The sequence below is a fragment of the Pseudomonas halotolerans genome (assembly GCF_039581215.1).
GTDB lineage: Bacteria > Pseudomonadota > Gammaproteobacteria > Pseudomonadales > Pseudomonadaceae > Aquipseudomonas > Aquipseudomonas tehranensis.
On the sequence record NZ_JBCNTJ010000001.1, the window covers coordinates 187,623 to 207,424 of the forward strand.

20 protein-coding genes and 1 pseudogene are annotated in these 19,802 nt (G+C 59.6%); 11 read left to right on the forward strand and 10 right to left on the reverse strand.

Annotated features, from left to right (window positions below; translation table 11 throughout):
* The 3 genes from AAIS01_RS00925 to colR all read right to left on the reverse strand — a co-directional run bounded on the left by AAIS01_RS00925 (position 1) and on the right by colR (position 2,761).
* Complete coding sequence (locus tag AAIS01_RS00925) at positions 1 to 669, reverse strand: class I SAM-dependent methyltransferase (protein ID WP_343467420.1); 669 nt, start codon at positions 667 to 669, stop codon at positions 1 to 3.
* A gap of 141 nt (positions 670 to 810) precedes the next feature.
* Entirely contained in the window at positions 811 to 2,088 is a 1,278-nt protein-coding gene (locus AAIS01_RS00930; protein WP_343467421.1) for a sensor histidine kinase, read from the reverse strand.
* A complete protein-coding gene (gene colR, locus AAIS01_RS00935; RefSeq protein WP_047226998.1) occupies positions 2,078 to 2,761 on the reverse strand; it encodes a two-component system response regulator ColR in 684 nt (227 codons plus the stop codon). The genes AAIS01_RS00930 and colR overlap by 11 nt, the downstream gene beginning before the upstream one ends.
* A gap of 334 nt (positions 2,762 to 3,095) precedes the next feature.
* Between colR and AAIS01_RS00940 the strand changes: the two genes are divergently transcribed.
* On the forward strand, positions 3,096 to 3,836 hold the full coding sequence (locus tag AAIS01_RS00940) for a phosphatase PAP2 family protein (RefSeq protein WP_343467422.1): 741 nt from the start codon (positions 3,096 to 3,098) through the stop codon (positions 3,834 to 3,836).
* A 195-nt stretch (positions 3,837 to 4,031) separates the two neighbouring features.
* Here AAIS01_RS00940 and groL read toward each other — a convergent pair whose 3' ends face one another.
* The 4 genes from groL to AAIS01_RS00960 form a co-directional block, all read right to left on the reverse strand.
* Complete coding sequence (groL, locus tag AAIS01_RS00945; RefSeq protein WP_092393133.1) at positions 4,032 to 5,675, reverse strand: chaperonin GroEL; 1,644 nt, start codon at positions 5,673 to 5,675, stop codon at positions 4,032 to 4,034.
* 50 nt (positions 5,676 to 5,725) lie between these two features.
* Positions 5,726 to 6,019 (reverse strand): co-chaperone GroES, encoded by a 294-nt coding sequence (locus AAIS01_RS00950; RefSeq protein WP_003204913.1) that lies wholly within the window; start codon positions 6,017 to 6,019, stop codon positions 5,726 to 5,728.
* 244 nt (positions 6,020 to 6,263) lie between these two features.
* Positions 6,264 to 6,740 (reverse strand): FxsA family protein, encoded by a 477-nt coding sequence (locus AAIS01_RS00955; protein WP_092457430.1) that lies wholly within the window; start codon positions 6,738 to 6,740, stop codon positions 6,264 to 6,266.
* Between the two features lie 66 nt (positions 6,741 to 6,806).
* Positions 6,807 to 7,538, reverse strand: coding sequence for a HugZ family pyridoxamine 5'-phosphate oxidase (locus AAIS01_RS00960; RefSeq protein WP_343467423.1), 732 nt, complete (start codon positions 7,536 to 7,538; stop codon positions 6,807 to 6,809).
* A gap of 165 nt (positions 7,539 to 7,703) precedes the next feature.
* On the opposite strand from AAIS01_RS00960, the gene AAIS01_RS00965 reads away from it, so the two are divergent.
* Entirely contained in the window at positions 7,704 to 8,462 is a 759-nt protein-coding gene (locus AAIS01_RS00965; protein ID WP_092457624.1) for an SDR family oxidoreductase, read from the forward strand.
* A 43-nt stretch (positions 8,463 to 8,505) separates the two neighbouring features.
* On the opposite strand, the gene apbC is transcribed toward AAIS01_RS00965, so the two are convergent.
* Complete coding sequence (gene apbC, locus AAIS01_RS00970; protein WP_343467424.1) at positions 8,506 to 9,600, reverse strand: iron-sulfur cluster carrier protein ApbC; 1,095 nt, start codon at positions 9,598 to 9,600, stop codon at positions 8,506 to 8,508.
* 344 nt (positions 9,601 to 9,944) lie between these two features.
* Between apbC and metG the strand changes: the two genes are divergently transcribed.
* The 8 genes from metG to AAIS01_RS01010 all read left to right on the forward strand — a co-directional run bounded on the left by metG (position 9,945) and on the right by AAIS01_RS01010 (position 16,729).
* On the forward strand, positions 9,945 to 11,990 hold the full coding sequence (gene metG, locus AAIS01_RS00975; RefSeq protein WP_343467425.1) for a methionine--tRNA ligase: 2,046 nt from the start codon (positions 9,945 to 9,947) through the stop codon (positions 11,988 to 11,990).
* A 129-nt stretch (positions 11,991 to 12,119) separates the two neighbouring features.
* Positions 12,120 to 12,692 carry an Rnf-Nqr domain containing protein gene (locus tag AAIS01_RS00980; protein WP_343467613.1) on the forward strand — a complete coding sequence of 191 codons (573 nt, stop codon included), beginning with the start codon at positions 12,120 to 12,122 and terminating at the stop codon, positions 12,690 to 12,692.
* Complete coding sequence (gene rsxB, locus AAIS01_RS00985; protein ID WP_343467426.1) at positions 12,689 to 13,696, forward strand: electron transport complex subunit RsxB; 1,008 nt, start codon at positions 12,689 to 12,691, stop codon at positions 13,694 to 13,696. The genes AAIS01_RS00980 and rsxB overlap by 4 nt, the downstream gene beginning before the upstream one ends.
* Positions 13,683 to 14,669, forward strand: a complete 987-nt coding sequence (locus tag AAIS01_RS00990; RefSeq protein ID WP_343467427.1) for an RnfABCDGE type electron transport complex subunit D — start codon at positions 13,683 to 13,685, stop codon at positions 14,667 to 14,669. The genes rsxB and AAIS01_RS00990 overlap by 14 nt, the downstream gene beginning before the upstream one ends.
* On the forward strand, positions 14,666 to 15,271 hold the full coding sequence (locus AAIS01_RS00995; protein WP_343467428.1) for an RnfABCDGE type electron transport complex subunit G: 606 nt from the start codon (positions 14,666 to 14,668) through the stop codon (positions 15,269 to 15,271). Before AAIS01_RS00990 ends, AAIS01_RS00995 begins: the two co-directional genes overlap by 4 nt.
* Positions 15,271 to 15,804: an Rnf-Nqr domain containing protein gene (locus AAIS01_RS01000; RefSeq protein WP_343467429.1), complete on the forward strand. Its 534-nt coding sequence runs from the start codon at positions 15,271 to 15,273 to the stop codon at positions 15,802 to 15,804. The genes AAIS01_RS00995 and AAIS01_RS01000 overlap by 1 nt, the downstream gene beginning before the upstream one ends.
* On the forward strand, positions 15,801 to 16,439 hold the full coding sequence (nth, locus tag AAIS01_RS01005) for an endonuclease III (RefSeq protein ID WP_343467430.1): 639 nt from the start codon (positions 15,801 to 15,803) through the stop codon (positions 16,437 to 16,439). The genes AAIS01_RS01000 and nth overlap by 4 nt, the downstream gene beginning before the upstream one ends.
* A 107-nt stretch (positions 16,440 to 16,546) precedes the next feature.
* The gene (locus tag AAIS01_RS01010) at positions 16,547 to 16,729 is read left to right on the forward strand and encodes a PA3496 family putative envelope integrity protein (RefSeq protein WP_047227013.1); all 183 of its coding nucleotides are present in this window, start codon (positions 16,547 to 16,549) and stop codon (positions 16,727 to 16,729) included.
* A gap of 55 nt (positions 16,730 to 16,784) precedes the next feature.
* Here AAIS01_RS01010 and AAIS01_RS01015 read toward each other — a convergent pair whose 3' ends face one another.
* Positions 16,785 to 17,411 carry a response regulator transcription factor gene (locus AAIS01_RS01015; protein WP_047227014.1) on the reverse strand — a complete coding sequence of 209 codons (627 nt, stop codon included), beginning with the start codon at positions 17,409 to 17,411 and terminating at the stop codon, positions 16,785 to 16,787.
* Between the two features lie 455 nt (positions 17,412 to 17,866).
* Here AAIS01_RS01015 and AAIS01_RS01020 point away from each other — a divergent pair.
* Positions 17,867 to 18,148: pseudogene (locus AAIS01_RS01020) on the forward strand (hypothetical protein); the annotation flags it as partial.
* 318 nt (positions 18,149 to 18,466) lie between these two features.
* Here the strand turns inward: AAIS01_RS01020 and AAIS01_RS01025 are convergent.
* Positions 18,467 to 19,684 (reverse strand): argininosuccinate synthase, encoded by a 1,218-nt coding sequence (locus AAIS01_RS01025; protein ID WP_024779511.1) that lies wholly within the window; start codon positions 19,682 to 19,684, stop codon positions 18,467 to 18,469.
* Positions 19,685 to 19,802 lie beyond the last annotated feature (118 nt).

Consider the following 19,802-nt stretch of genomic DNA (forward strand, 5'->3'; position numbering starts at 1 on the left):
TTACCTCTTGCGTAATACATAAACTCGCCACATGGCATAGAGTGGCAGGAAGTCCAGTCGTTCCTGAATGCGGAAACCAGCCTGTCGAAATTCACCTTCGACTGTAGCGGCTGGTAACACAAACCGATTCTGGTAGCCTTTCTGCCCACGCGTGTGCTCCAGACGCTTACGTTTCCAGGCCTTGAAATTGCCATCGACCCACAATGAAACGATCACGCTATCACGAGTGACGCGCTCGAATTCCCGCAGAATCGCCAGTCGATGCGCAGGTTCACCGATGTGGTGGAGCAGGCGCATGCAAAAAATGCTGTCGACGGCGTTATCAGGCAAGGCAATGTCGAACGCAGAAGCGTGCAAGGGTTGTACCCGTTTTACGACATCGGCGGGTTGAGCGTTCAACGCGGTCTGGAGCATGGCTGTGGAATTGTCCGCACCGATGATCACCCGGTTCGGCTTTTCGGCCAGCACAGGCCATAAACGCCCGGCACCACACGGCAAGTCCAGCACCAGTCCTGGGTCACCTGCCAACGTCAAGGCCGTGCGTGCCAGTTGTTCATCACGGCGGTGGGAAAGGCGACGACTCAGACCGGTCTGGTGTTTATGCAGGTATTGGTGGGCGTGCTTTTCGTCATATTTTTCGGAAAAGTCGAGCTTGATAGGATTGGACATTGGCGGGGGCCTCCATGACGGAATGGCTCCCACGTTAATGGCCGACATGTTCGCACCAGGTCATCCCTTTGTGAAAACTTCGTCGTGCACGCGCTCGATGGTTTTCGGAATATTTCAGACGGGCAGACTTGAGTGCGATCCTCAGTCCTGGGGATTCAATTGAACCTCGAAATGGCAGCCGTTGGGCTCCATGGTGTTGAGACTCACCCTCCAGCCCTGGTTCTCGCAGATCCGTTGGACCAATGAAAGCCCCAACCCAAGCCCCTCGCCGCGCTTTTCATTGCCACGCACGAATGGCTCGAACATCGCCTCACGTTTCTCCTCGGGGATGCCCACGCCACTGTCCTCAACCACGAACCCGGTCGCAGACAGCGTGAGGCGAATGAAGCCCTGGTCGGTGTAGTGCAAGGCGTTGCGCAGCAAGTTGCCCATGACGGCGGTCAGGAACGTAGCGTTGTACGGAGTGTCGGCGGTTTGCCCCGGCTCGAAGATCAAGGTCAGCCCTTTGGCTTCGATCGGAGCACGCCACAATCCAACGAGGTCCTCGGCCACCTGGCCTAACGTCAATCGGGGCGACATGCCGCTGTCTTCGCGCTGGGTCCTGGCGAGCATCAGGAACGTTTGCACCAACTCGCGCATTTCTTCGCTGGCCCGACTGATCCGCTCGACCTGTTTGCGACCGCGTTGATCCAGGGCCGGGTTCTCCAGCAAAAGCTCACAGGAGCTGGCCAGGACCATCAGCGGCGTGCGCAACTCATGGCTCACGTCGCTGGTAAACAACCGCTCACGCGTCAGGGCCTGGCGCAGTCGCCCCAGCGTAGCGTCGAATGCCACGGCCAGCTCACCCACTTCATCGGCGGCATAGTCAGGGGCCAGCGGCGGGGCCAGCCCGAGGAGCTGGTCGCGATGGCGCACCTGCCGGGCCAGGCGCACGACCGGTGCCATCACCCGACGAGCCAGGACCCAACCCAGGAATACCGCCAGTGCCAAGCTGAGCACGAAGCCCACCAGCACCACGGCGAACAGCAACCGCTCGCGCTCTTCGAAGTCGCTCTGGTCCTGCAGTAACACGTAGTGTCGACCGTCAACAATCTCGACCATGGCGTGATACGACAATTGCGCACGAAAGACCTCGTGGAAACCGCGATCCAGGTGACGCAGATCCTTGGGCAAATCGAAGTCACCCGGGCCGCCGCTGAAATAGAACAACTGGTCAGGTTCTGGACGGTGACTCCAGTCCGAAACACTGTCCATCAGCAGCAGGCGTTGCAGGTCTCCGCCGAGCCCGGCGGAAATCAGTCTTTCTTCCACCAAGTGAACCGTCGCCACGATGCCCATGGCGAATGCCCCGGCGACCAACGCGCTCATCAGCGCAAAGGCGATGATGATCCGTTGGGCAAGGCTCTGCTTAAACTCCATCTCGGCCCTCGGCCAGGCGGTAACCAACGCCATGCACGGTGTGCAACAGCGGTTTGTCGAACGGTTTGTCGATCACCTGACGCAGTTGATGGACATGGCTGCGCAGGCTGTCACTGTCCGGGCAATCATCACCCCACAAGGCTTCTTCGAGGATTTCCCGCCGCAGCACGTGAGGGCTTTTCTGCATCAAGACCGCCAGCAGTTTCAGGCCGACGGGGTTGAGCTTCAGCAGTTTGCCTTCGCGGGTGACTTCCAGGGTATCGAGGTCGTAACTCAGGTCACCGACCTGCAAGGCACGCCGCCCGCCGCCCTGGGCCCGACGCATGACCGCTTCGATCCGCGCCGCCAGTTCCGACAAGGCAAAAGGTTTGACCAGGTAATCATCGGCGCCGGACTTGAAACCCTGCAGGCGATCATCCAGTTGATCCCGGGCCGTGAGCATGATCACCGGCGTATCACGTCGCGCGTCCTCGCGCAGGCGCTTGCACAAGGTGTAGCCGTCGATGCCCGGCAGCATGATGTCGAGCACGATCAGGTCGTAGTGCTCAGTAGCGGCCAGGTGTAACCCCGACAGGCCGTCCTGGGCACAGTCGACGGTATAGCCTTTGAGCCCCAGGTAATCGGCCAGATTGGCCAGGATGTCACGGTTGTCTTCAACCAACAGAATTCGCATGGGCATCTCCTCTGCGCACGTGGACGGTCATCGTGGCCCGCGCAGCTTAAGGCCAAGTGTGAATCACGGCTAGGGGTGTATCGGCGGCCCTGGCGAGTAACCCCATGTGGGAGCAACTGTCTTGGCGGGTTTATTTAGCCCTAGACTTCCCGGCCACCCCAAACTCCTCTGTGGTGGTTTCCGGTTTCCCTGCTCCCACCACTGTCGTGCGGCCCATAGAGTGGGTTGCCCGGCATTGACGAGTTTTTCACCCGGCATTCACGCTTCGCCCACGGCACCCGGACCAGACTGCGCGCAACGTGCTGTTCAAGAACACTCCAGCAAAGGTACTGCCATGGTTTCCACCGCCACCCGCCCCGTTTCCAGGCCGTTGAATTTCTGGATCGCCCTGGGCCTGCCCATCGCTATCGCGGTCATCCTGGTACTGCTGGAACTGACCACGCTGGACATGGACCTGGCCAGGCTGTTTTACGACCCGGTCGACGGGTTCATCGGTCGGCACAGTTTTTTTCTGGAAGACATCCTGCATGATCGGGCCAAACAGGTGGTCATCGTGTTTTCCGTCTTGTCGATCCTGGGGTTCATCGCCGCGTTTTTCTCCACCCGGCTCAAACCGTTCAAACGCGAACTAGGCTGCCTGGTGCTCTCCCTGGCGCTGGCAACTTCGTTCGTCACGCCGATGAAAGCCGTGACGGCAGTGCAATGCCCCTGGAGCCTGAAGGAGTTCGGTGGCAAGCAGACCTACAGCGAGCTGTTAAGTCCGCGCCCGGCCACTGACAAGCCCGGCCGATGCTGGCCCGGCGGTCACGCCGCTGCGGGGTTTACGCTGTTTGCGTTGTTCTTCGTACTGCGCGACCGTCGTCCGCGCCTGGCCCGCCAAGCCTTCATATTCGCCTTCGCCCTGGGCACGTTGTTCTCCGTGGGCCGCATGATGCAAGGGGCGCACTTCTTTTCCCATAATGTGTGGACGGCGGTGTTCTGTTGGTTGATTTGCCTGGGGTGTTACTACTACATCCTTTACAGACCGGCCGTTGGAGCTGACCCAGTGGCCGAGGGGCATCCTGTTAGCGCCTAAACCCCGTGGGAGCAAAGCTTGCTCGCGATTGCGGTGGTTCAGCTCGCCAGATGCCGGAGCAACCCTCGCAATCGCGAGCAAGCTTTGCTCCCACAGGGACCGCTGGTCCCCTGCCAATGCTGGGACAAACCCGAGGCATTAAAAAACCCCGCCTGCTTTCGCAGACGGGGTTTTTCAGTACAGGGTAAGGCTGGCTTACATCATGCCGCCCATGCCACCCATGCCGCCCATGTCTGGCATGCCGCCGCCAGCTGGAGCGTCTTCCTTGATTTCAGCGATCATCGCCTCGGTGGTGATCATCAGGCTGGCAATCGACGAAGCCGCTTGCAGAGCCGAACGAGTCACTTTGGCCGGGTCCAGGATACCCATTTCGATCATGTCGCCGTATTCGCCGGTAGCCGCGTTGTAACCGTAGTTACCCGAACCCTGCTTGACCTTGTCGACCACAACGCTTGGCTCGTCGCCGGAGTTGGCAACGATCTGGCGCAGCGGTGCTTCAACAGCACGACGCAGCAACTGGATGCCCACGTTCTGGTCATCGTTGTCGCCTTTGAGCTCGCTGATGGCCTGCAGGGCACGAACCAGTGCCACGCCGCCGCCAGGTACCACGCCTTCTTCGACGGCTGCGCGGGTTGCGTGCAGGGCGTCTTCAACGCGGGCTTTCTTCTCTTTCATTTCAACTTCGGAGCCGGCGCCAACCTTGATTACTGCAACGCCGCCAGACAGCTTGGCCAGACGCTCTTGCAGTTTTTCACGGTCGTAGTCGGAGGAAGTGTCGGCCACTTGTGCACGGATCTGAGTGACGCGGGCCTGGATATCAGCCTCGACGCCGGCACCGTCGATCACGGTGGTGTTTTCCTTGGACAGGATCACGCGCTTGGCGTTACCCAGGTGCTCCAGGGTGGTGCTTTCCAGGCTCAGGCCGATCTCTTCGGAGATAACGGTACCGCCGGTCAGTACGGCGATGTCCTGCAGCATGGCCTTGCGACGATCACCAAAGCCCGGTGCCTTGACGGCAGCGACTTTAACGATACCGCGCATGTTGTTCACAACCAGGGTCGCCAAGGCTTCGCCTTCAACGTCTTCAGCCACGATCAGCAGTGGGCGGCCGGCTTTGGCAACGGCTTCCAGCACTGGCAGCATTTCGCGGATGTTGGAGATTTTCTTGTCGACCAGCAGGATCAGCGGGCTATCCAGCTCGGCAACCATGGTGTCCGGCTTGTTGACGAAGTACGGCGACAGGTAGCCACGGTCGAACTGCATGCCTTCTACAACCGACAGTTCGTTTTCCAGGCCCGAGCCTTCTTCAACGGTGATCACGCCTTCTTTACCGACTTTTTCCATGGCTTCGGCAATGATGTCGCCGATGGAGTTGTCGGAGTTGGCCGAGATGGTGCCGACCTGAGCGATGGCCTTGGTGTCGGCGCATGGCTTGGACAGGGCTTTAAGCTCTTTGACGATGGCGATGGTCGCCTTGTCGATACCGCGCTTGAGGTCCATCGGGTTCATGCCGGCAGCGACAGCCTTGAGGCCTTCGTTGACGATGGACTGAGCCAGAACGGTGGCGGTGGTGGTGCCGTCACCGGCGTCGTCGTTGGCACGGGAGGCAACGTCTTTGACCAGCTGCGCGCCCATGTTTTCGAAGCGATCTTTCAGCTCGATTTCTTTGGCGACGGAAACGCCGTCCTTGGTGATGGTCGGAGCGCCGAAGCTCTTCTCGATGATCACGTTACGGCCTTTCGGGCCCAGGGTCGCTTTTACTGCGTCAGCCAGGACGTTGACACCGGCGAGCATTTTCTTGCGGGCGGAATCGCCGAATTTAACTTCTTTAGCAGCCATGATCGATATTCCTTAAATACTTTGTAGTAACGGGAAAATGAGCGGGAGAATCAGCCTTCCAGGACAGCGAGGATTTCGTTCTCGCTCATCACCAGCAGGTCTTCGCCGTCGACTTTCACTGTGTTGCTGCCGGAGTAAGGGCCGAACACAACCTTGTCACCCACTTTCACGGCCAGCGCACGTACTTCACCGTTTTCCAGTGCCTTGCCTGGACCTACAGCGAGAACTTCACCGTGGTTGGCTTTTTCAGCAGCCGAACCTGGCAGGACGATACCGCCAGCGGTTTTCTTCTCTTCTTCGCTGCGACGGATGACGACGCGGTCATGCAGAGGACGAAGCTTCATTGTCGATCTCTCCTAATTTTGGTTTTCATCGGCCGGTGTAATCCCGGCGGGTTTAACAAAAGCCGGCGGAGCCGGATGCGGTTCGTCAAGCGAACCGCGGAAGTCTGTCCAGTGTCGCCACCGGAAACCTTGCGGTGACCCATACATAAGGGCGTACAAGCCGATTTCAAGGGTCGGGTAGAAAATTTTTTACTTCACGAAGCCGCAAACGAACACGGCACCCGAAGGTGCCGTGTCGCTGGTTTTACTTGGGATCGCGGTGCTCGAACTCGCCTTCGATCACATCGGGTTCGCGCCCCACAGGCTGTCGTGGCGTCGGCCCGCCGCGGGGCTGAAGGTCGTCGGCGAAGGCTCGCTGGCGAATAGCCTGTTCTTCGGCACGCTGGCGCATTTTATTGGCCAGCAACCGACGGGTGAACGGCAGCAGCATGACCAGGCCCAGCACATCGCTGATGAAGCCAGGCAGGATCAACAGACCGCCACCCAAGGCCAGCATCAGGCCTTCGAGCATGGTCTGGGCAGGCAGCTCGCCACGGTTCAGGCTTTCACGGGCCCGCAATGCCGTGGCGAGGCCGGCGATGCGCAGCACGAACACGCCGAGCATCGAGCCGAGAATGACCAGCAGCAACGCCGGGAAAAACCCGATCGCACCGCTGACCTTGACGAATACGAACAGCTCCAACACCGGGAACAGCAGAAAGAGCAACAAAAAAGGGCGCATCAAAAGGTTCCTCAACGCAAGAATGCCTTGCTATCAAACCCTAAATGACGTCGCCCTTTCGTGAATTCAAGCGTCAGCCTCAGCATTTTTTGGCCATTGCTCGGCGTGAGCCAGATAAACCAAGGCTTCGCGCACTTGTGTCGGCGTATTGCAAGGCGCTGGAAACGCCAGCCAGTGCAGGGCCTGACCGATACGCAGGTGTATGCCTTCGCCGTCGATACCGACCAGTTGCGCCGGTTCGGTTGCGGGCAAACTGGCCAGCTCGACGTAATGCGCGATGGCCTTGGCATGGTCGGCATTCATGTGGTCGATCATGCTGGCTTCGGCCTTGCCGGCGAAAGGGTTGGCCAGGGTGATCTGGTCGATCCAGTGAATGGCACCGAAACCACCGATGTAACGATGGCGCACGGGGTTGAGCACCCAGAAATCGAAATCATGGGCCTTGTGGTAGTTCTGCGACTCAGGGAAATAACGGTAGTAACGTTCAGCGGCGGCGTCGATGGCGACGTTGTCTTCCAGCTTGCGCGCCTCGGCCAGATAAGTCAGGCGCCCGACGGCCTGCACATCCTCGGCCCCCCGCTCACCGACGAGTATTGAACACTTGGGGTCTTTTTGCAGGTTGTGGGTGTGTTGGGCGATGCGGCTGATCAGGATCAGTGGACGACCTTGGTCATCCAGGCAATACGGCACCACGGAGCCGAACGGGAAACCGGGCATGGATTTGGAATGGGTGGAGAGCATTCCACGGTATTCCTTGAGCAGCAATTCTCGTGCATGCTTGGCAGCTTCAACGCTCAAATTATGACTCCTTTAATAAAATCCGTCTGGAAACGGTCAGGCGACTGGAGCAATGTACCAGCGCGCCTTTGGGCAGTTCTCGTGTGCAGCCGGGCTACGCCGTCGCAGATCGAGAGGCCAGTAATAAAGGACATCCTCCAACCGCTCTGCAATCTGGACATGCGCATGCAACTCACCGACAAAGTAATCATTATCACCGGCGGTTGCCAGGGTCTGGGCCGCTCCATGGCCGAGTATCTCGCTGGCAAAGGCGCGAAGCTGGCCCTGGTGGACCTCAATCAGGAAAAACTCGACCAGGCGGTTGCCGCCTGCGCGGCCAAGGGCGTCGAGGCCCGGGCTTATCTGTGCAACGTCGCCAACGAGGAGCAGGTGAGCGACATGGTCGCCCGGGTCGCTGAGGACTTCGGCGCGATTCACGGCTTGATCAACAACGCCGGGATTCTGCGCGACGGCTTGCTGCTCAAGGTCAAGGACGGCGAAATGAGCAAAATGAGCCTGGCCCAGTGGCAGGCAGTGATCGACGTCAACCTCACGGGCGTGTTCCTGTGCACCCGCGAAGTGGCAGCGAAAATGGTCGAGCTGAAGAACAGCGGCGCGATCATCAATATTTCGTCGATCTCGCGCGCTGGGAACGTCGGCCAGACCAACTATTCGGCGGCCAAGGCCGGTGTTGCGGCCGCCACCGTGACCTGGGCCAAGGAGTTGGCACGCTACGGCATCCGCGTCGCCGGCATCGCGCCGGGCTTCATCGAAACCGAAATGACCCTGGGCATGAAACCCGAAGCCCTGGAAAAAATGACGTCCGGCATCCCGCTCAAACGCATGGGCAAACCCGAAGAGATCGCCCATTCAGCGGCGTACATCTTCGAGAACGACTATTACACCGGCCGGATCCTGGAGATGGATGGCGGGTTGCGGATCTAAAAGCACCGCAAGCCCGCTCCCACAGGGATTGTGTTTCAAACCATCAATCGTCGCTGACGGTAATGTTTGGCATCGCCGGCATGGCCGCTTCCTGCAACACGATCCGCGCGCCCACGTGACGGGCCAGTTCCTGATAGACCATGGCGATCTGGCTGTCCGGCTCGGCAATGACGGTCGGCTTGCCACCGTCAGCCTGTTCGCGAATCAGCATCGACAAGGGCAGCGAGGCCAGCAGCTCGACGCCGTACTGGCTCGCCAGTTTCTCCCCACCGCCTTCACCAAACAGGTGCTCGGCATGTCCGCAGTTCGAGCAGATGTGCACGGCCATGTTTTCCACCACACCCAGCACCGGGATGTTCACTTTGCGGAACATCTCCACGCCCTTGCGGGCGTCCAGCAGGGCCAGATCCTGCGGGGTGGTGACGATCACCGCGCCAGCCACCGGGACTTTCTGCGCCAGGGTCAGTTGGATATCCCCGGTGCCCGGCGGCATGTCGATCACCAGGTAATCCAGATCACCCCAGGCGGTCTGCGTCACCAGTTGCAGCAAGGCACCGGAAACCATCGGCCCGCGCCAGACCATTGGCGTGTTGTCATCGGTCAGGAAAGCCATGGACATGACTTCCACGCCATGGGACTGGATCGGCACGAACCACTTCTGATCCTTGACCTGCGGCCGGGTGCCCTCGGGCACGCCGAACATGATCCCCTGGCTCGGACCATAGATATCCGCATCGAGAATCCCGACCTTCGCGCCTTCACGGGCCAGGGCCAGGGCCAGGTTGGCGGCGGTGGTGGACTTACCCACGCCGCCCTTGCCCGAGGCCACGGCGATCACGTTCTTGACGTTCGCCAGCCCCGGCACTTGCGCCTGGGCCTTGTGGGCAGCGATCACGCTGATGACGTCGACTTTGGCGGCGACCACACCGTCCAAGGCCTCGATCGCCATCTGCAGCATCTGCGCCCAACCGTTCTTGAACAGATCGGCGGCGTAGCCGATTTCCAGTTGAACGCTGACGCGATCCCCCTGGATGTCGATGGCGCGCACGCATCCGGCGCTGACCGGGTCCAGGTTCAGGTAAGGGTCGGTGTACTGGCGAAGAACGGCTTCCACCGCTGCGCGATTGACGGCGCTCATGGGCAACTCCGATAGCAAGACTTGAAAAACAGGCCGCTATCCTACGCCCCACGCTCCTGCGTGGCGACCCGATTACAGCAGAGCGAACACCTTTTGTGGCGAGGGGATTTATCCCCGCTGGACTGCGCAGCAGTCCCAAAACATTCGAATCTGACCAGCCTGCGTCACCGAGGTGCCAGGTTTTGGGGTTGCTTCGCAACCCAGCGGGGATAAATCCCCTCGCCACAGATTGAGCCGGGCTCAGGCCCCCCAACCGATGCATGCGGAAACAGGCCGGTGGGGTGAAATATATTTCCCAGCGCTTTATAGTGGCCGACCTCCGTTTCATCAAGTAGCCGAGCCCCATGTCCGAGCCACGCAAGATCCTCGTCACCAGCGCCCTGCCCTATGCCAATGGTTCGATTCACCTCGGCCATATGCTGGAATACATCCAGACCGATATGTGGACGCGCTTCCAGAAACATCGCGGCAACCAGTGCATCTATGTCTGCGCCGACGACGCCCACGGTTCGGCCATCATGCTGCGTGCGGAAAAGGAAGGCATCACCCCGGAACAACTGATCGCCAACGTCCAGGCTGAACACAGTGCCGACTTTGCCGACTTCCTGGTGGACTTCGACAACTTCCACTCCACCCACTCCGAAGAAAACCGTGCGCTGTCGAGCCAAATCTACCTGAAGCTGCGTGACGCCGGGCACATCGCGACCCGTTCGGTCACCCAGTATTTCGACCCGGAAAAGAACATGTTCCTGGCCGACCGCTTCATCAAGGGCACCTGCCCGAAATGCGGCACCGAGGATCAGTACGGCGACAACTGCGAAAAATGCGGCGCCACCTACGCACCGACCGACCTGAAAGACCCGAAATCGGCGATTTCCGGCGCCACCCCGGTGCTCAGGGACTCCCAGCACTTCTTCTTCAAGCTGCCGGATTTCCAGCAGATGCTGCAAACCTGGACTCGCAGCGGCACGTTGCATGACGCGGTGGCCAACAAACTCGCCGAATGGCTCGACTCCGGCCTGCAAGAGTGGGACATTTCCCGCGATGCGCCGTACTTCGGCTTCGAAATCCCCGGCGAGCCCGGCAAGTATTTCTACGTATGGCTGGATGCGCCCATCGGCTACATGGCGAGCTTCAAGAACCTTTGCGACCGCACCCCTGAGCTGGACTTCGACGCGTTCTGGGGAAAGGACTCCACGGCCGAGGTGTATCACTTCATCGGCAAGGACATCGTCAACTTCCATGCGCTGTTCTGGCCCGCCATGCTCGAGGGCGCCGGTTTCCGCAAGCCGACCGGCATCAACGTCCACGGCTACCTGACCGTCAACGGCCAGAAAATGTCCAAGTCCCGTGGCACCTTCATCAAGGCCCGCACCTATCTGGATCACCTGTCGCCGGAATACCTGCGCTACTACTACGCGGCCAAGCTCGGCCGTGGCGTGGACGACCTGGACCTGAACCTTGAAGATTTCGTGCAGAAGGTCAACTCCGACCTGGTGGGCAAGGTGGTCAATATCGCCAGCCGTTGCGCGGGCTTCATCCACAAAGGCAACGCCGGTGTACTGGTGGCCGGTAACGCCGCGCCGGAGCTGACCGACGCCTTCCTGGCGGCGGCCCCGGGCATCGCCGAAGCCTACGAGGCCCGTGACTTTGCCCGTGCGATGCGCGAAATCATGGCCCTGGCCGACCGCGCCAATGCCTGGATCGCCGACAAGGCACCGTGGTCACTGAACAAACAGGAAGGCAAGCAGGACGAAGTCCAGGCGATCTGTGCCCTGGGTATCAATCTGTTCCGCCAACTGGTGATCTTCCTCAAACCGGTGCTGCCGCTGCTGGCCGCCGATGCCGAGGCATTCCTGAACGTCGCGCCGCTGACCTGGGACGACCACCGGACGCTGCTGAGCGACCATCAACTGAACGAGTTCAAGCCGCTGATGACTCGCATTGATGCCACCAAGGTGCAAGCCATGACCGACGCTTCGAAAGAAGACCTGACCGCCAGCCAGACCGACACCGGCGCCCCTGCCGGCAATGGCGAACTGGCCAAGGACCCGCTGTCGCCGGAGATCGATTTCGACGCCTTTGCCGCCATCGACCTGCGCGTGGCGCTGATTCTCAAGGCTGAAGCCGTGGAAGGCGCCGATAAGCTGCTGCGCCTGACGCTGGACATCGGCGATGAGCAACGCAACGTCTTCTCCGGCATCAAGAGCGCCTATCCGGACCCGGCCAAGCTCGAAGGCCGGCTGACGATGATGATCGCCAACCTCAAGCCCCGCAAAATGCGTTTCGGCATTTCCGAAGGCATGGTGATGGCGGCAGGTCCCGGCGGTGAAGAAATCTACCTGCTGAGCCCCGATAGCGGTGCCAAGCCGGGTCAGCGGATCAAATAACGCAACCCCATGCTGTACCGATCCCACAGTCGCCCGGCAGGCGGCTGTGGGATTTTCATATCTGGCCCACCCTGACGGTGTGCCGGATAATGCCTAACCTCTAAAGACAGGTTCTTGTTCCAGCACCCCATGACCGAAATCGTCCTTACGCTGTTCAGCGCCGCCTTGATCAACAACCTCGTGTTGCATTGGCCGCTGGGCGTCAATCCGCTGCTGGCGGCCAATGGAAGAAGGCAAGTCCACGCCCTGGGCCTGGCGACGACATGCCTGATGCTGATGGTCGGTACCCTGGGTTATCTGATCGATCACTGGCTGCTGGCTCCGGCCAATCTGACCTCGCTGCGCCTGTTTGCATGGCTGTCCTTGAGCGTGTTGCTGATTGCACCGTTGCTTCACTGGCTGGGGCGCTGGCTGCCGACGCTGCCGTTCGAGGGTTTGTGGCCACTGCTGCTGGGCAATGCCGGCATACTGGGCATCACGCTGCTCAACAGCCGGGATGATCATGGACTAGGTCTCACCGTGGCCGCGAGCCTGGGCGCCGGCCTGGGTTTCTGGCTGGTGTTGAGCCTGTTCGATGATTTGCGTCAGCGCACCTTCGATAACGATATCCCCTGGCCCTTTCGTGGCCTGCCGATCCAGTTGATCGGCGCAGGGCTCATGGCGGTGGCATTTCTTGGATTGCGCGGGCTGGTCAAAGCATGAGTCTGATTCAACGTATCGACGCCCTGCTGCCGCAGACCCAATGCGGCAAGTGCGGCCACCCGGGGTGCAAGCCCTACGCCGAAGGCATCGCCCAGGGCGAACCGATCAACAAGTGTCCGCCCGGTGGCCGCGAAACCATTGCCGCCCTGGCCGAACTGATGAAAGTGCCTGTGCTTGAGCTCGATACCAGCCGTGGCTCAGCCCCGGCGCAGATTGCTTTTATTCGCGAAGCCGAATGCATCGGTTGTACCAAGTGCATCCAGGCCTGCCCGGTAGACGCGATTGTTGGCGCGGCGAAGCTGATGCACACCGTCCTGATCGACGAATGCACAGGCTGCGATCTATGCGTGGCGCCCTGCCCGGTCGACTGCATCGAAATGCACCCATTGCCCACGGCAACCGTGGTCCCGGTGGTCGGCGGCCTGGCCTCCAGCGTCGAAGAGCAGCAGGCGCGCAGCGCCAAGCGCGATCATGCCCGGCGGCGCTTCGAACAGCGCAACGCACGGCTGCGCCGGGAAGAAGAGCAGCGTCTGGCCGAGCGCCTGGCCCGTACACAGCGCGCCTCCCAGGCTCAAATCCAGTCCGTCGATCCGGTGCAAGCGGCACTGGAGCGGGTACGGGCGCAAAAAGCCGCCAACGCCGATGCGGCGTTGAAAAAAGCCAAGATCGACCTGGCGATGAGCCGGGCGCAGTTGAACAAATCATTGAAAGCATTCGGCCACCCGCCGACCTTCGAACAACAGTCGCAGTTGATCGTGCTACAGCGCCAGTTCGAAGCGGCACAATACGCCTTGACGCAGCTGGAGGGTGCTGCGCAGCCCACAGTGTCTTCCCCCGCCCCCGCTCCAAGTGCCGAGTTGAAACGGGCCAAGATCCAATTGGCCATGCGTCGCGCCGAACTCAGCAAGGCCAGGGCCGCTGGGGCGCCGGATAAACAAGTCGAGGCCCTGGAGCACGCGGTGCAAGACGCCGAACGCCAGGTGGATGCTCATGTCGCCCCCTGAGCCCATGGACGAACGACTGCGACAGGCAATGCTGCGGGTGCTACTGGCGACATTGCCCGGCATTCTGGCGTTGACGTGGTTTTATGGCTGGGGCGTGCTTCTCAACCTGCTGCTGGCGGGCCTTAGCGCACTGGCCGTCGAAGCACTGGTGTTGCGCTTGCGGCGTCGGCCGCTCAAACCCGCACTCAACGATGGCAGCGCGCTGGTGAGCGCCACGCTGTTGGCGCTGGCCTTGCCGGCGTATTGCCCCTGGTGGCTGACCGTCATAGCGACGGCGTGCGCCTTGCTGTTCGGCAAGCACCTGTGGGGCGGTGTCGGCAATAACCCATTCAACCCGGCGATGCTCGGCTACGCCTTGGTGCTGATTGCGTTTCCCCAGCAACTGAATCAGTGGCCAGCGCTCCACGGCATGAGCCTGTCCGACGGCCTGCAACAGGTGTTCGGTGTTCACTCGGGGCCTGATGGCTGGGCAGGAGCAACGGCGCTGGACAGCCTGCGAATCAACAAAAGCCTGACCATCGATGAACTGTTCGCCGCCCACCCGGCATTCGGTCGCTGGGGTGGACGCGGCGTCGAGTGGATCAACCTGGCGTTTCTGGCCGGCGGACTGTTCCTGCTGCAACAACGGGTGTTCAGTTGGCACGCGCCGGTGGGCATGCTCGCCGGCTTGTTCGTCATCAGCCTGTTGTGCTGGAACGGGTCGGGCTCCGACTCCCATGGCTCGCCGTTGTTTCATCTGCTCACGGGCGCCACCCTGCTGGGTGCGTTTTTTATCGTGACCGAACCGGTCTCGGGCGCCAAAGCGCCCCTGGCTCGCCTGCTGTTTGGCGCAGGCGTGGGACTGCTGACTTACCTGATCCGGACCTGGGGTGGCTACCCGGACGGCGTGGCGTTTGCGGTGCTGCTGATGAACCTCGGCGTGCCCGCACTGGAGCGCTTCGCCGAGGCACGACACAGGCCTGAGCTCGTATGAAAAACTACCGCGGCGTTGCCATTCTGAGCCTGCTGATCGGTCTTGGCATCGGGGCCACGTACCTGACTCAGCTCATCACCGCAGAGCGTATCAAGAGCCAGCAACAAGACCTTGCGAACAGAACCTTGCTCGACGTACTGCCGACCGAGCGATACGACAATCAACCGTTGGCGCAACCTGTCGTAACGGTCCCCGTGACCTTGGCCCATAGCACGCTGTTGGGCGGATACCTGGCGACTCGCGCCGGCCAGCCCAGCGCGGTGTTGCTACACAGCCAGGCACTGGGCTATGAAGGCAGCATCCAATTGTTGGTCGCTATCGACCCACAGGGGCGGTTGCTGGGGGTGAAAACCCTGCGCCAGTCGGAAACGCCCGGCCTGGGCGCGGCCATCGCTGATTGGCCAAACCCCTGGCTGCAAACCTTCAACGGTAAGTCGCTCCAGGCTCCCGCCGACAGCGGCTGGGCGTTGAAAAAGGATCAGGGGCAGTTCGATCAACTGGCGGGCGCGACCGTCACCTCCCGATCAGTCCTGCAGGCCGTTCACGATGCACTGCGTTACTTCGACGAGCATAAGGCTCAACTGACCGGGAGTGATCATTGATGAATAAGCCATTGGTCCTGACCCGCGGCCTCCTGCTCGTCCCCTTGGTCGGCGCCAGCGATTCGCTGGTAAACGCGCTGGGCTTATGGCTGGCCTGGGCACTGATCAGTGCCGGCCATGGCTTGGCCATGGGGCTGTTACGGTCCCACCTGACAGCGCCTCAGCGACTGCTCGCCTCCATTGTGTTGGCCGCCACCCTGACGGCTTGCGCAGGCCTGGTGGCGCAAGCCTGGATGCTGGAAATGTATCAGCCGCTGAGCCTTTACATTGGCTGGATCGCTGTGAGCTGCGTGGCGCTGGAGCATGACGATATCTCCGTCGGCTCACGCCTGCCCGAGCATCTCCGGCTGACGGGTCTGTTCGGCCTGCTGATGATTGCCTTGGGCGCCCTGCGCGAGCTGATTGGCAACACACTATCACTGGCCTTGCTCGCCCCTGGCGGATTCATTCTGCTCGGCCTGCTGCTGGCAGCGCGCCAAGCCTGGACGGGCGCCAGCCCCCCTTCAACGATCGAGGAAACGCCGCGCCCATGAACGCCGCAAAACGCCTGGAAATATTCCGTCGCTTGCACGAAGACAACCCGGAACCGAAGACTGAATTGGCCTACAGCTCGCCGTTCGAACTGTTGATCGCGGTGATTCTGTCGGCCCAATCCACCGACGTCGGCGTCAACAAGGCCACGGCCAAGCTGTTCCCGGTGGCCAACACGCCGCAGGCGATCCACGCGCTCGGCATCGAAGGGCTGTCCGAGTACATCAAGACCATCGGCCTGTTCAACAGCAAGGCAAAAAACGTGATCGAGACCTGCCGCCTGCTGATCGAACGCCACGATGGCGAAGTCCCACAGACTCGCGAGGCGCTGGAAGCCCTTCCAGGGGTCGGTCGCAAAACCGCCAATGTGGTGCTCAATACCGCGTTTCGCCAACTGACCATGGCGGTCGACACGCACATTTTCCGCGTCAGTAACCGCACCGGGCTGGCACCGGGAAAAAATGTGGTGGAAGTGGAGAAAAAACTGATGAAATTCGTGCCCAAGGAATTTCTACTCGATTCCCATCACTGGCTCATCCTTCACGGACGTTACGTCTGCCTGGCGCGCAAGCCCCGCTGTGGCAGCTGCCGGATCGAGGATTTATGCGAATACAAGCACAAGACCTCCGACGATTGAGGCGCTATTGCTTTTATTGATTTGTCGATTGAAAAAATCTTTTTTACCCGCCCGTGGTTTATCGATATAAGGAGCGCCAACGGCAGTTTAAGCCTGGAGTCGATCCCATGAGTGCTGACAAAGAACAACTGGATGTAGAAGACGATTTCATCGCCGTTGAGGCCGACGATGTGGAACCCGTAGTCGTCGAAACCGCGAAAACCAATCTGAGCAAACGTCGCACGATTGATAATCTGCTGGAAGAGCGCCGCTTGCAGAAACAACTGGCCGATTACGACTTTGACCTCTGACACGTAAAAGCCTCCCTGATGGAGGCTTTTTACTGAGTACGCGCGGCCAGGAAATTCACACTAACCCGTTACGCTGCGCCAATTCGATCAGATCCACCAGCGAGCGGGCATTGAGCTTCAGCAACAAACGTGTCTTGTAGGTACTGACGGTCTTGTTGCTCAAGAACATCCCATCGGCAATTTCCTTGTTGGTTTTTCCGCGAGCCAGTTGCTGCAAGACCATCATCTCTCGTCCGGACAGACGATCAACCATATCGGACTCGCTTGCGTTACCCAGACTCGAACGAACCGTATGCAGCGCCTGATTAGGGAAATAACTGTACCCCGACAGTACCGCCTTGATTGCACTGAGCAATTCGGTGAGATCCTGCTGTTTGCACACATAACCGGCGGCACCCGTCTGCATGCAGCGCATCGAAAAATGCCCCGGCGCCTGGGAGGTCAGCACCAGGACTTTCAAAGGTGAAGGGTTGGCGGTCAGTCGTGCGATGACCTCCAGCCCATCCAGTTTCGGAATGCCGATATCCAGAATAACGATATCAGGCATAAGTTCACGGGAAAGTTGCAACGCATCGACGCCATTATCGGTTTCAGCAATAACTTCATATCCATGACGCTCCATTAGCAAACGTACAGCAAGACGAATGACGGGATGATCATCCACGATCAGCACTTTATTCATGGGCAAATCCAACTTCGCTGTTCGAATTTTTAGAGCACGCACAATAGCCTAGTCAATTCTACCTTGGCATGCTGCCCCCCCTGACCGCTCGCACCGAGAGACGCAACCTACAAGCTATACAGAAAAATCCTACAAATTTCTTTGAAAATAACGTGCCATGAATTTCTTTACAGAGAGGAGAGGGTCCGTCCAGCGCCCCGCCCTCCCTCTGAATCGGGCACTTTCTAGTGCCCCCCGCCGTCACTGCACTCATAAAAAGTAACTGAATTATTTACCGACAAAACAACATCATCTCCATTTAAATGGATTTGAATTAACATAAAAAATAAGCGAAATTAATTCAATCACTCCTTCCAGGAACCGCTGCCCTTATTAGCCCCAATACACCGAATTTAGCAACTATCCACTCCACCCAACTTTAATCACCGAGCCCAAATAATCGATGAGCACTCACCATGAACAAACCCTTGAAAGCCATCACCAACCCCATGACACTGATCGCTATATTCGCAACTTTATCCGAGACTTCCGCCGCTATTTCCCTGCCCTTCCTGGACGATCAGGACCGTGAATATTACCTCTGGTTTTTGATCAGCTTTCCGTTCTATCTATTGCTTCTTTTCTTCATCACACTCAACTTCAACTATCGCTCGTTATATTCACCTTCCGATTTTCGCAAGAGCAAACATTTCATGAAGACCCTGGATGATTCGGGCTGTCGGCGCGAACGGGTTTCCCGCCGGGCGATGACGGGCAAGGGATGGCTGATCACAGCTCCCCCCCATAAAAAACAGCAACGGCTGGTCATTTGGCTCGTCCCCTGGCAACCAGAAGGCGTGGCCGAGGCCAATCGATCCAAACGCGCAAAACCGGTCGCAGAACGCCCGCAAATCATCGTCTACCTCATTGGCAGCCGCCACAGCACGGAAGTTTTATCGGACAGACAGGATGGATGAGCGCTCAGGTGACAGGACCACAGCGAAAGCGCAGCACATGGGAAAGGGAGCCGAAAAAAAACGGCCTGCACAGGGCAGGCCGCTTTCATGGAGCAAGGATCAGAACAGCTTGCGACCCTTGTTCGCCGCGATGCGCATGCGCAGGGCGTTAAGCTTGATGAAGCCAGCGGCATCGGCCTGGTTGTAAGCACCACCATCTTCTTCGAATGTCGCGATGTTGGCATCGAACAGAGAGTCGTCGGACTTGCGCCCGGTGACGATGACATTGCCCTTGTACAGCTTCAGGCGCACGACGCCATTCACGTTGACCTGGGAGGCATCGATCATCTGTTGCAGCATCAGACGCTCCGGGCTCCACCAGTAACCGGTGTAGATCAGGCTGGCGTACTTGGGCATCAACTCGTCTTTGAGGTGAGCCACTTCGCGGTCCAGGGTGATCGACTCGATGGCGCGGTGAGCACGCAGCATGATGGTGCCGCCCGGAGTCTCATAGCAGCCGCGGGACTTCATGCCGACATAACGGTTCTCGACGATGTCCAGACGACCGATGCCGTGCTCGCCACCGATACGGTTCAGGGTCGCCAGCACGGTGGCCGGGCTCATTTCCACGCCGTCCAACGCGACGATATCGCCGTTGCGATAGGTCAGTTCCAGGTATTGCGGGGTGTCAGGAGCCTTCTCCGGGGAGACGGTCCAGCGCCACATGTCTTCTTCGTGCTCGGTCCAGGTGTCTTCCAGCACGCCGCCTTCATAGGAGATGTGCAGCAGGTTGGCATCCATCGAGTACGGGGATTTTTTCTTGCCGTGACGCTCGATCGGGATGGCGTGCTTCTCGGCGTAGTCCATCAGCTTTTCACGGGACAGCAAATCCCACTCGCGCCACGGAGCGATGACTTTCACGCCGGGCTTGAGGGCATAGGCACCGAGTTCGAAACGCACCTGATCGTTACCCTTGCCGGTGGCACCGTGGGAAATGGCGTCGGCACCGGTTTCGTTGGCGATTTCGATCAGGCGCTTGGCGATCAACGGGCGGGCGATGGACGTACCCAGCAGGTACTCGCCTTCGTAAACAGTGTTGGCGCGGAACATCGGGAACACGAAGTCACGGACGAACTCTTCGCGCAGGTCATCGATGTAGATCTCTTTGACGCCCATGGCTTGTGCCTTGGCGCGTGCAGGTTCGACTTCTTCGCCCTGCCCCAGGTCAGCGGTGAAGGTCACCACTTCACAGTTATAAGTGTCCTGCAGCCACTTGAGGATCACCGAAGTGTCCAGGCCGCCGGAATACGCCAGAACGACCTTGTTTACGTCCGCCATGCCATCACTCCACGGGTTGTACGGAAAGCCGGGAAGTTTAACGTCCAGCGCGGATAATTTACAGGGGCGCGACAGCTTATGACGACGAAGCGACAGATTATGTCGACCGCGCGACGAT